The sequence below is a fragment of the Kitasatospora sp. NBC_00039 genome, assembly GCF_045160625.1.
Lineage (GTDB): Bacteria > Actinomycetota > Actinomycetes > Streptomycetales > Streptomycetaceae > Kitasatospora.
In genome coordinates, this window is record NZ_CP108290.1 from 269,500 (window position 1) to 281,318 (window position 11,819).

Below are 11,819 nucleotides of genomic sequence, written 5' to 3' on the forward strand. Positions count from 1 at the left end.
GTGCACACATGCGGCAGGAATCGGTCATCGACGGCATCGGCCACACCCCGGCGGTGCGGCTGCGGGTGGACGCCCCCGAAGGCGTCGAGGTCTTCGCCAAACTGGAGATGCAGAACCTCTTCGCGATGAAGGACCGGGTGGCCCGGCAGGTGATCCTCGACGCCCGGCGCACCGGCGCGCTGGCCGAGGGCGCGCCGATCGTGGAGAGCTCCTCGGGCACGATGGCGCTCGGGGTCGCCCTGGTCGGCACCTACCTCGGCCACCCGGTGCACATCGTCACCGACCCGCGGATCGATCCCATCACCCTGGCCAAGCTGCGCACCCTGGGCTGCGAGGTCCACATCGTGGCGGCGATGACCGGGCAGGGGTGGCAGAGCGCCCGGCTGGAGCGGCTGGCCGAGCTGATGGCCGACCTGCCCGGCGCGTTCTGGCCGCAGCAGTACAGCAACCCGCAGAACCCCGCCGCGTACCGCAGCCTGGCCGGTGAGCTGGTCGCCGACCTGGGGTCGGTGGACGTCCTGGTCGGGGCGGTGGGCAGCGGCGGCTCGCTCTGCGGGACGTCGAAGGCGCTACTGGAACGCCTGCCCGACGTCTCGGTGGTGGGCGTGGACTGCGTGGGCAGCGTGCTCTTCGCCCAGCCGGACCGCCCGACCCGCAAGCAGGGCGGGCTCGGCAACAGCCTCATCCCCGAGAACATCGACTACCGCGTCTTCGACGAGGTGCACTGGCTCTCCGACGACGAGGCCTTCGACGCCACCCGCCGGCTCGCCCAGGAGCAGAAGATCTTCGGCGGGAACACCTCCGGGTCGGTCTACCGGGTCCTCACCCACCTCGCGGCCCGTGCCGAGCCGGGCACCCGGCTGGTCGGGATCATGCCGGACCGCGGCGACCGCTACGTGGACAGCGTCTACGCCGACGACGCCGGCCGGGGCGCACCGCGGGGCGCCGTCGCCGACGCCCCGGAGGAGGTGGAGTACGGTGCCACGGTGTCCAGTTGGTCGTTCGCCCGGATACCCCGCCGGGACCGACGGCTGCTGCTCTTCGTCGAGTCCAACACCACCGGCACCGGGATGATCGCGCTGCGGACCGCCGTCCGGCTGGCCCTGGAGCCGGTGCTGTTCACCAAGGACGCGGCACGCTACCCGGACCTGCCCGACACCGGCTGCCGGGTCGTGGTCTGCGACACCGACGACGAGGCCGCGCTGACCGCGGCCATCGCCGGGGTGAGCGCCGGACGCCGGGTGGCGGGCGTCACGACGACCAGCGAGTTCTACCTGGAGCACACCGCGCGGGCGGCCGCGGCCCTGGGCACGCCCGGCAACCCGCCGGAGGCGATGACCCGCTGCCGCAACAAGGCGCTGACCCGCACCGCGCTGCACGAGGCCGGGGTGACCCAGCCCGGGTTCGCGATCGTCACCGACCCGGAGCGGGTCGCGGCCGCCGTCGCCGCGGTGGGGCTGCCCTGCGTGGTCAAACCCGTCGGGGAGTCCGGCTCGCAGTCCGTGCTGTGGTGCGAGGACGCCGTGACCGCCGCCGCGCACGCCACCGAGCTGCTCGCCGTCACCCACAACGTGCGCGGCCAGCGGACGCCGCGCGCGGTGCTGGTCGAACAGTACCTGGACGGGCCCGAGTTCAGCGCGGAGATGTTCGGCGAGGACGGCGAGGCCCGGTGCGTCGGCGTCACCCAGCGCACCGTCAGCCCGCTGCCGCACTTCGTCGAGACCGGTCACCTCTTCCCCGCCGACATCGACGACGCGCTGGCCGACCGGATCGCCGACACGGCCCGGCAGGCGCTGAAGGCCGTCGGCTTCGAGCGCGGCCCGGCGCACGTCGAGCTCAGGCTGACCGCCGACGGTCCGGCCGTCATCGAGATCAACGGACGGCTGGCCGGCGGCATGATCCCGGAACTGATCCGCCCGGCCACCGGGATCGACCTGCTGGAGCAGCAGATCCGCGCCGCCGCCGGCCTGCCGCTGAACCTGTCGGCCGACCACGCGTCCCGGGCCGGCCTGCGGTTCCTGACCGCGCCGCGGCCGGGCCGGCTGACCGGCGTGGACGGGGTCCGGCAGGCCGAGCGGGTGCCGGGCGTGGAGCGCGTCCTGGTGGGCGCGACGCCGGGGCGCGAGGTCCGGCCGCCGCGGAGCGCCTACGACCGGCTGGGCCACGTCATCGCCGTCGGCTCGTCGCCGCAGGAGGTCGGACGGGCGCTGGCCGAGGCGACCGGACTGATCGAGGTCGCCGTCGAAGGGGAGTGACGCCACCGTCATGCCCCGCCCGAGGCAGGCCGGTCGCCGGGGTGCTCGTGGAGGTCGGCCGCGATCCGGCCGAGCATCCCCTCCATCTCCTCCCGGAGGAAGAAATGGTCCCCGGGGTGGACCTGGAGGGCGAAGGACGCCGAGGTGTGGTCGGCCCAGCCCGCGGTCAGATCCGCCCGGACGATCCGGTCGTCCCGGCCGGCGAACGCCGTGATGGGGCAGGAGACCCGGCTCCGGGCCGGCGCGTGCCACTGTTCGAGCAGGGTCAGGTCGGCCCGGATCACCGGCAGCATGAACTCCATCAGTTCGGCGTTGGCGAGGATCTCGGGAGGCGTGCCGCCCATCGCGGACAGCTCCGCCATGAGCGCGGCGTCCGGCAGGCCGTGCAGCGGCCTCGGCTCGGCGGCCGAGGCCGGCAGGGCCCCGGACACGAAGAGCCGGGCCGGCGGCGTGCCCCCGGGCCGCCGTTCCAGCTCCTCGGCCACCGCGTACGCGATCTTCGCGCCCATGCTGTGCCCGAGGATCGCGAAGGGCCCGCTCTCCCGCCGGAGGACCTCCTCGCACAGCGCGTCCACCATGGCGGCCATGTCGGTCAGCAAGGGGTCACGCAAGCGGGTGCCGTGGCCCGGCAGTTCGACCGGGACCGCCTCGACGGAGAGGTGCCGGGCCGCCTCCGTCCAAGGGCGGAAGAAGTGCGCCGCCCCGCCGGCGAAGGGGAGGCAGTAGAGGCGGGGCAGCCCCGTCGTCCCCTTCGTCCACGGCAGCCAACGGGTGCTGTGGTGCTGGTCCTGTCGCAACATCAGGTGACACCGTTCTGGTGGGCGAAAACGGCGGCCTGCAGGCGGTCCCTGAGTCCGAGTTTCCTGAGCAGCTGGGAGATGTGGAACTTGACCGTCGACTGAACGATGCAGAGCCGCTTGGAGATCTCGGCGTTGGACATCCCGTTCGCCAGCAGCGCCAGGATCTCGCGTTCGCGGAAGGTGAGAAGGTTCAGGCCGAGCGCCGGGAACAGCGCGGGCTGTTTGTCGCGGACCCAGCCCAGGAGCAGGGCCGCGATGTCGGGGGAGAGGAAGGAGTGGCCGGTGGCCATGGCTCTTATGGCCTGGGGGAAGTCCTCCACCAGGGTGTTCCGGGTGACGATCCCGGTGGCGCCGGCCAGGATGGACTCCAGGACGGCGTCGCCCTCGGCCGGTGCCATCAGCAGCGTGCGGGGGGCCTCCCGGCTCGGCCTCAGGAGCTCGCGGACGAGATCGATCCCCGTCATGTCCGCGAGCTCGAAGTCGGCCACGACCACGGCGGGGTTCAGCTCCCGGGCCAGCGCGCTGGCGGTGCTCCCGTCCGCGGTCTCACCGACCACCCGGATGTCCGGCTCGGCCACGAGGGCCGAGGAGAGTCCGCTGCGCATCAGCGGCTGGCCCGCACATATCAGAATGGGTATTTCCATCGGTCTGTGACATCCCCCTTCTTCGGAGTGGTCCTCCCAGCACGCCCGGTTCCCGCCGGTCCGGGCGTCGCCCACGGGCGAGCCGCCGGCCGGCCGGACTTGTCCGACCCCCGTCGGGGAGTGCTGCTCGGATTCGGACTGAATCAGCCCCTGCCGGGCCCGGCAGGCACAGCAGGCCCGGCGGCGTCGAGCCCGAGGGCGATGGCCAGCAGCTGGGTGCGGCTGCTGGCTCCGCTCTTGGCCCGCATGTTGCGGACGTGGGTCTCGACGGTGTGGTGGCTCAGGTGCAGCAGGCGGGCGATCGCCCGGGAGGTGCGGCCCTGTGCGAGGTGGACGAGGATCTCCCTCTCTCGCGTCGTGAACAAAGGTTCAGCCTCCCCAGGACGTGTCGTCGCAGCGGGTGAGGGGCGGGCAGGTGAGGACGCCGGCCGCGGTGGGAACGTCGTGGCGGGCGGGCGCCGAGGTGGCCGAGGCGACCGGCGTCAGCCAGGCGGCAGCAGCGCCGAGGAGCGCCACGGTGATGAGGATGATGCGCTTCATGGGGATCTCCCGTGGGTTCATTGGCATTTGCCCCATTGGGTGAAGGGGCCATGGCTCCACTCTGGCGGGCATCGAAGATCGCCGACATGCTTGGAGCCGTTCATCAACTTGCCTGACAGCAAAGGGGTGTGGGGGTAAATATGGACAAAAACGATCGCGATGTGACAGAGCGTCGGACCGAAGCAGGTCAGGGGCACGAATCCGACCTGTCCGTCTACGCATGGTTTGCGGAGAACCGCTACACCGGCACCCACGATCCGGCGGTCGTGGCGCAGGCGACGGGACTGTCCCCGTCCGGTGTGACGGCGGCGGTCGAGCGGCTGCTCGATTCGGGACTGCTGGCGCCGGCCGGCGCCAGGCAGGAAGCACTGAGGGTGGTCTCCCCCGACTCGGCCTACTTCCGGCGCGCCGCTCCCGTCGAGGCGGAGATCCGTCAGCGTCAGGACGACATCGCCCGGATGCGCAGCCGGTTCGACGAGTTCTCCCCGCTGTTCCCGGACAGCCGGGAGTCCGGCGCGGGCATCGAGGTGATCCCCACACTGGCGGAGGTGCGCTTCCTGCTCAACCGGCTGGGCGAGCAGTGCACCACCGAGGTGGTCTCCTGCCAGCCCGGCGGCGGCGCCCGGATTCCCGAGGCGATGTCCGAGGCGCTGGTGCGCGACCGGGCGATGCTGGAGCGCGGCGTGCGCATCCGCACCCTCTACCACCACACCGCCCGCTTCAACGGACCCAGTCAGGCCTACGTCGCCGCCGCCTCCGTCCTGGGCGCCGAATACCGCACCACGCACGAACTGGCCGGGCGGATCATCATCATGGACCGCGAGACCGCCTTCCTCCCCGCCGCGGGCCCGGAGCTGGGAGCCGTGGTCATCCGCGAACCGTCGACCGTCGCCTACCTGTACGAGATGTTCGAACTCACCTGGGGCCAGGCCACCCCGTTCCAGGAGTCGACCGGACGCGAGATGGAGGCCGTCGCCCGGGAACTGCACCGCACGATCCTGCGCCTGCTCGCCGACGGGCTGAAGGACGAGGCGATCGCCCGCCGGCTGGGCATGTCGCTGCGCACCGCGCGCCGTCACATCGCCGAGATCCTGGAGCAGCTCGGCGCCGACAGCCGCTTCCAGGCGGGCGTGGCCGCCAGTCGGACGGGCCTGCTGGATACCTGAAAATCGTGATGCCGCCCGACACGCCGATGCTCCATGCTTGACACTCCGACATCGCTGTGGTGGCTGGCGCCGCCGAAGGAGAGTGCACGTGGACTGGGAACGCCTGAGCGAGCGCCCCGGGCTGGACCCCTACCTCCAGGAGCTGGCGCTCTTCCTGGACGCCCACTTCGCCCGCACCTTCGGGCTGCTCTGGCCCGAGAACGACCCCGTCGTGCCCCTGGACGCGGGCGGATCGCCGGACGCGGCACTGGCCGCATACGTCGCCACCGGCCTCACGGCCCTGCTGGGCTGGAAGGTCGCGCACGCCACCGGTGCCCGGCCACCCTCCGGCCACGTCCTGGTGATCCAGTCCGCCGGATCGAGCCACTGGACGGTCCTGTCACCGGGTGACGTCGCCGCCGAGGTCTCCACCCTGAGCGGCGAGGCCCTGTACCTCCCGTCCGGTTGTCGGTCCAGCGCCGTCCACAGCGACGACGCGAGGCACGTCATCCTCGTGGTCACCGATCCCGAGGAGGGGCCGCCGGCGCCACCCGCCGCGCCGGCGGCCGACGGCCTGCAGGGCTGAGTCCGTCAGGGCTTCCGGACGGCTGAGCTCCGCTCACGCCGTTCCCCGACGCGGGCGCCCCTCCCCCCGACGCGGGCGCAGCGTGCCCCACTCCCGGCTCCGGGATGCACGGCGGCGCGGCGGGGAAGAGGCTTCCCGGCGTGGCGCTACCGTCGTCAGGGTGACGGGAATCGACGCCGACCGGCGGTGGTCCGCGTCCATGCCGGCGGCCTGTGAGCGGCACCTCGTGCCGGTGGTGTTCCGGCCCTTCGCCGAGGACCTGACCGCACGGGCGACGGCACTCCACCCTGAGCGAGTCCTCGAACTGGCTGCGGGTAGCGGCGCGTTGACGTCGGGCCTGCTCGCGGCGGCGCCCTCGGCCGAGGTGACGGCCACCGACCTGAACGAGGCCATGGTCGCGTTCGGGTCGACCCGGGTCCCGGGTTGAGTCGAGTTCGCAGTCGGGTCCCTCTTGTCGGCCTCGGGCTCGGCCTCGGCCACAGCCGGCTGGTTCGCCGTGAGGCCGGCAGGCAGGCCGGCGGCTCCATTCCCACTCCAACGGTGGCGGATCCCTGCTCCGGGCACGGTTCGCGAGAACACCGGGCGTCGGTCCGGGCATTCTCCGCTCGTGGAATCCTTCCGCCGCAGCGGGCCGCGGGTCAGCCGTTCAGCCAGCCGGACGCGTCGAATCGGGCCAGGCCGCTGTGCCCGGCCAGGACGTCGAAGTGGCGATGCCGGCCCCACAGGGCCCGGTCGCCGATGACCAGCAGTCGTCGGCGGGCCCGGCTCACGGCGACGTTGAGGAGGTTGGGGCTGGCGGCCGCCCAGTCGCGGGCTCCGTTCTGGGACGCCACGGTACCCAGCAACAGGATGACCACGTCGGCCTCCTTGCCCTGGGTGGTGTGCACCGTGCCGACCCGCTTCGCGGGAAGCCGGTTTCCGGTCGTACGCCGTGCCCCGGCGACCACCTCACGGAAGGGGCTCACCACGAACACGGACTTGCCGAGTCGCTCGCGCACCTCGTCTGGCGACGCGGTGCGGAGGTCGGCCGGCTGCCGGCCCTCGCGGTGCGCGGCCTCGGACTCCTCCTGCTCGATCTGCGCGCGCATCCGCTCCTCGAGGAGGTCCAGCGCCCTGCCGAGCACGAGGCCCTGCTGGGCCACCCACTTGCCGTCGGACTCGCCCCCGACGACGTTCAGCCAGACGCTGCGGTCGGCGAGCGGACAGGGCGCCCGCTCACCCGTGCCGAACACCATCAGCCCGTCGTAGGCGATGCGGTTGCTGATCTCGAACATCGGATCGTCGCAGCGACGGTGCACCCGAAGCGGTGACCCCACCCACACCTCCGTCCCGCCGTCCGGGAGTTCGGCCGGGAGCCAGGTGCCGCACCGGGCGAGGCGGTCGGCGACCCGCTGGACCGAGGTACGTCCGGGCGCCCACTCCTGCGCCACTCCGTAGTGGGTCCGGAGCCGCTGCTGCACCGTCCAGGGCACCGTCACGACGGGTTCGAGCTGCAACGGGTCGCCGACCACGACCGCGCGGCGGGCCCGCCAGAGTGCGCCGACCGCCTGCTGCGGGGCGGCCTGCCCCGCCTCGTCGATGAACAGCCAGCCCAGGGCCTCGGAGCCCAGGCCCGCGAACAGGCGGTCCAGCGAGGCGAAGGTCGTCGACACCACCGGCACGACCAGGAACAGCAGCTGCCAGGCTGCGCGGACGTGCTCCGGCGGCAGGTCCTTCGGGGCGTCCCCACCCACGACCTCCATCACCGCCTGCAGGCTGGTGAGGAGGCGCTTGGCCTCCGCAGCGAGGAAGGCCCGGTGCAGATCCAGCGCGGCGAGGAAGACGCGGGTGCGGGCGGCGCTGAACTCCTCGTCCATCCAGGGGGCGGACGTCTCCCGCCGGCGGTCGGCCTGCGGGTCTCCGGGGAGCGCGGCCCAGTCCTCGGCCGGCACGTGTGCGCGCCACCGTCGCGTCGCCTCGGAGACTCGGTGGGCGGCGATGTCGGCGGTGGTCCGAACCGTCGCCGCTGCCCGCTCGGCAGCGGTGACGGCCTGCTCCGCGCGGCGCAGGCCGTCCAGCCGGCCCGCGTACGAGCGCTGTGCCGCAGCTTCGGCGGCTGCGGCCTCCATTCCGGCGGCTCGTGCGGTGGCGAGGAGCTCACCGAGCCGGGCGAGTGCGGTCTCCGACGTCTCCCATGCCGTTTCGGCCTGGGCCAGGGCGCTCACCAGGGGTTCCCGCCCGTGCAGCCAGCGCTCCTCCGCATCCGAGGACAGCCGGGCGCGGAGCCGGCCCGGACGCTGACGCGCATCGTACGAGCGCAGGTCGTCGAGCCGTGACTGGCACACCCCACGGCGCAGTTCCACGGTGCGCTGAGCCTCGGCCAAGGTCGCGGACACCTGGTGCTCGGTCTGCTGGGCGGCCGCCAGCCCTTCGGCCGCGGCCTGCACCGCAGCGTGTGCGCCGGCCAGCGCGCGCTCGGCCGGGGCCTTCTCCGCCCGGGCCGCTGCCACGGCGGCATCGGCGGTCCGTATCTGTTGCGCCAGGAGCTGCCGGCTTTCGCGCGCGGCGGCCGCGGCCTCCCTGGCTGCGGCGAGCTCCTGGACGGCCTGGCGCGCCTCGGTGAAGCGGCGTACCGCCAGCGGCCAGGGATCTCCCAGCGGAGCGGTGGCCGGCGCATCCGACGCGCCCGGGGCACCGGATGGGCGGCTGTCGCTGTGCGGGCTCCGATCCGGGGCAGGTCGGGCGTCACGGTCCGACTCCGTCTGCCGGACGAGGAGATCACGCAGCCCCTGACCGGTGGCCACGGCTTGTCGGCGGCGCCGGCCGGGCCGTTGCGGGTCGGCCGTCTCCTGGATCTCCCGGCCCCACCAGAGGCGGCTGACGAACTGGGAGCGGTTGGCGCGATTGCCGAGAGGCGCCGCCACCGCTCCCCACGCCTCGGCGCCGCCGAGCAGGAGCCTGCCCTGCGCGGAGAGGTAGTCGGCCTCCTCGCGCCACTCCCCGGCCACCGCGGCCGCGGACGGGATCTCGGTCGTCACGTTCTCGACCGCACCGTTGTTGGCGGACGCGATGACGATCTCGTAGCCCGTCAGCTCCTCGCGCAGCCCGTGAAGCTTCCGGTTCCACTGGCCGGAGCTCCAGGTGTGGACCTTGCCGAACGCGTCCGCGGGAGTGGCCAACGCCGCCAGCCGCTCCGCACGTTGCACCACCAGGGCGGCGATCAGGTCGCGGAGCATGGTGGTCTTGCCGGTGCCGGGCGGCCCGTTGACCGCGTAGAGGCCGCCGCCCCCGGCGCCGCCGAGCTCCGCCAATGCGCTGTTCACCGCGAACTGCTGGCTGAGGACGAGCGGTTGGTCACTCCTGCCGGGCCACCGGCCGAGCGGGGCGGCCGTGGGACGGACACCGTCCAGCAGGGTCTGCGGCCGTTGCCGGACGTCGGTCCGGCGGCCGGAGTCCAGCGTCGCGGTGGGCCGGAGGTACTCCTCCAACGCCCGCCCCGACGTGCCCTCCGCGAGCGCCGCAGTCACCTGTTCGAGGTCCGCGGCGATGAAACTGTTGAGGAAGTCGGCCTGGTCGCTCTCCGCGCTCTGCGACTCCCGGACGGTGTAGCTCTTCACCCGCACGGCGTCCGGCCGCAGTGCCCCCGCGATCCCGAGCTGTTCGGCGACCCAGCGGGTGACGGCCGCCAGGTCCCTCACCTCCAGCGGCTTCAGGCCCAACGGGACGGGGAGATCGCCCGCCGGGTCCGGACCTCGAGGGTCTTCCGCCGCGTCCGAATCGTTCCCGGAACGCGGACCGCCGTCGGAATCGGCGCCGTCCGCGGAGTGCACGGCGCCGTCGAGGACTCCCTCCACCCGCGCGGTCACGTGATCGCTCACCCGGCTGGTGACCCCGTCCGCGAGCGCGTTCGCCGCCGATCCGGTCAGCGTCTCGGCGACCGCCTGGGTGACCGAGCCCAGCGCCGCGCCCGCCACGGTGCCCACGGCCGAGGCGATCCCGCCGACGGCCACGCCGAGCACGACGTCGACCGCCACGCCCGCGATCGCACCGAGCGCCGATCCGGGCCGGGAGGGCGCGCCGCCCGCTCCTCGCTGCCGTTGCACCACCGGGAGCCGGCCGTCGGCCAGCTCGAGGAGCGTGGACACGCAGTGCTCGGCGTCCTTCTCGAAGCCGTCGAGCCAGGCCGGGTCCGCCGGTCCCGGGCGCAGGGCCCGGCCCACCGCCCAGGCGCACGACGAGATCGTCACGCTGTCCTTGAGGAGCAGCCCCTGGTCGTTGACGGAGAAGCAGAGCACTGCGCTCTGGCCGCCCAGACGGCCGTCGAAGTCCTCCGTGGGCCCGTCGGTGCCGAACACGCCGAGCAGCGTGTCGCGCAGCGCGGTCAGCTCGAACACGCCCGCGTACACCGTGTGCTGCCAGGATCGTCCGCGGCCGGGCGAGCGCCGGCGAAGCCGGTGGCCCGTCTCCCACGGCAGGGGCCGGCCGTCCTGGACCGGGTAGACGTCCTTCGACGGATCCACCCGGTCGACCTTCTGCGGGCTGAACAACTCCACCGCCCGCCAGTACCGGACGATCCCAGCCCTGCGCTCGCGTTCTCCACCGGCCATCCCCATGCCCCCTCATGCCAGCCACACCCGGAGATCAAGCAGCGTACGGGATCACGAACTACCCACGCGTGCCTTGGTGACTCCGGCGGATCGGGAGGACGGCGGATCGCCGGGTTTCCGCATGCGGAAGGGGCCGGAGTCCCTGCTGTACGGCCCATCAGGTGGGCAGAGCAGGTGCACCGTCGCGAGGCCGGGGCTCAGGCCGTGGGGATCTCAGCCGTTCGCCTCGGATTGCCGGCACCCGCACCTGTCGTACGGGCTGAGCACGTGTCGGGCCGGTCTCGCCTACCGGCCGCCGGTGTCCGGCGAATCAGGCTGGTCCCGCCTACCGGCCGCCGGTGTCCGGCGACGTCCCGGGAGTACCCGTGATGACCAGCTCGCCGACTCTGTCCGCGAGGACCGCCCGGGCGTCCGGCGGCATCCTGTCGTCCGTGACGAACCAGCCGATCTGGTCCAGGTCGGCGAAGGTGCTGAGCCCGGTGATGCCCCACTTGGTGTGGTCCGCCGCCACTGCGACGCGGCGGGCGCGGGAGATGAACACCCGGTTGGTCTGTGCTTCCGCGAGGTTGGGGCTGGTCAGACCCTCGCTCTCGGTGACTCCGTGGGTGCCGAGGATCAGCAGGTCCACATGGAGGGAGGCGATGGCGTGATCGGCGATCGGGCCGACGAGCGCCTCGGAGCGGGTCGCACTGCCGCCCGTCAGGAGCACGACGGGCGCCCGGTGGGCGGCGTCCGCCGCGCCGCGGACGAGGCGCTCGACCGGAAGGGAGTTGGTGAGGATGGTGAGGTCCGGCACGTTCAGCAGTTGCGCGGCCACGGTGTGCGTGGTGGTTCCGCCACTGATGGCCACCACCGTGCCGGGGTTGACCAGGGCCGCGGTCGCCTCGGCGATGGCGGCCTTGGCCGCGGATTCCAGGGTCGACTTCACCTCGAATCCGAGCTCTTCGCTGGTGCCGACGGCGACCGCGCCGCCGTGGACCTTCTCCACCGCGCCGGACCGGGCCAGGGCGTCGAGATCGCGGCGGACCGTCATGTCCGACACCCCGAACACGACGACGAGATCGGAGACGCGCACGGCGCCGTCGCGCCGGACCGCCTCCAGGATGAGGGCGCGGCGCTGGTGGACGAGCAGTCCCTGGTCGGACATCCCCATACCTGTCGTCGGCTCCCTCGGGCGGATCGGATAGAGCGAAGTGGGACGTTCGGACAGCGGGTGCGCGGAGAGCGGACCGGAGAGCCCGCCCACGGTGCTGTCAGCCTCCC

9 protein-coding genes and 1 pseudogene are annotated in these 11,819 nt (G+C 73.1%); 4 read left to right on the forward strand and 6 right to left on the reverse strand.

Annotated features, from left to right (window positions below):
- The first annotated feature begins 8 nt into the window (after nt 1-8).
- The gene (locus OG286_RS37375) at nt 9-2,255 is read left to right on the forward strand and encodes a pyridoxal-phosphate dependent enzyme (RefSeq protein ID WP_331741440.1); all 2,247 of its coding nucleotides are present in this window, start codon (nt 9-11) and stop codon (nt 2,253-2,255) included.
- Nucleotides 2,256-2,263: 8 nt separating this feature from the next.
- Here the strand turns inward: OG286_RS37375 and OG286_RS37380 are convergent, their stop codons facing one another.
- The 4 genes from OG286_RS37380 to OG286_RS37395 all read right to left on the reverse strand — a co-directional run bounded on the left by OG286_RS37380 (nt 2,264) and on the right by OG286_RS37395 (nt 4,239).
- Nucleotides 2,264-3,055, reverse strand: a complete 792-nt coding sequence (locus OG286_RS37380) for an alpha/beta fold hydrolase (RefSeq protein WP_331741442.1) — start codon at nt 3,053-3,055, stop codon at nt 2,264-2,266.
- Nucleotides 3,055-3,699, reverse strand: a complete 645-nt coding sequence (locus OG286_RS37385) for a response regulator transcription factor (protein WP_331741444.1) — start codon at nt 3,697-3,699, stop codon at nt 3,055-3,057. The genes OG286_RS37380 and OG286_RS37385 overlap by 1 nt, the downstream gene beginning before the upstream one ends.
- A gap of 143 nt (nt 3,700-3,842) precedes the next feature.
- Complete coding sequence (locus OG286_RS37390; RefSeq protein ID WP_331741446.1) at nt 3,843-4,064, reverse strand: helix-turn-helix transcriptional regulator; 222 nt, start codon at nt 4,062-4,064, stop codon at nt 3,843-3,845.
- A gap of 4 nt (nt 4,065-4,068) precedes the next feature.
- Nucleotides 4,069-4,239, reverse strand: a complete 171-nt coding sequence (locus OG286_RS37395) for a hypothetical protein (protein WP_331741448.1) — start codon at nt 4,237-4,239, stop codon at nt 4,069-4,071.
- Between the two features lie 161 nt (nt 4,240-4,400).
- On the opposite strand from OG286_RS37395, the gene OG286_RS37400 reads away from it, so the two are divergent.
- From OG286_RS37400 to OG286_RS37410, 3 genes and pseudogenes are all read left to right on the forward strand, one after another.
- Nucleotides 4,401-5,405, forward strand: coding sequence for a helix-turn-helix transcriptional regulator (locus OG286_RS37400; protein ID WP_331741450.1), 1,005 nt, complete (start codon nt 4,401-4,403; stop codon nt 5,403-5,405).
- 88 nt (nt 5,406-5,493) lie between these two features.
- Nucleotides 5,494-5,970 carry a hypothetical protein gene (locus OG286_RS37405; protein ID WP_331741452.1) on the forward strand — a complete coding sequence of 159 codons (477 nt, stop codon included), beginning with the start codon at nt 5,494-5,496 and terminating at the stop codon, nt 5,968-5,970.
- A gap of 199 nt (nt 5,971-6,169) precedes the next feature.
- A pseudogene (locus OG286_RS37410) lies at nt 6,170-6,394 on the forward strand (SAM-dependent methyltransferase); the annotation flags it as partial.
- Between the two features lie 214 nt (nt 6,395-6,608).
- Here OG286_RS37410 and OG286_RS37415 read toward each other — a convergent pair.
- On the reverse strand, nt 6,609-10,556 hold the full coding sequence (locus OG286_RS37415) for an AAA domain-containing protein (RefSeq protein WP_405358695.1): 3,948 nt from the start codon (nt 10,554-10,556) through the stop codon (nt 6,609-6,611).
- A 325-nt stretch (nt 10,557-10,881) separates the two neighbouring features.
- A complete protein-coding gene (locus tag OG286_RS37420; RefSeq protein WP_331741454.1) occupies nt 10,882-11,703 on the reverse strand; it encodes a DeoR/GlpR family DNA-binding transcription regulator in 822 nt (273 codons plus the stop codon).
- Between the last annotated feature and the right edge of the window lie 116 nt (nt 11,704-11,819).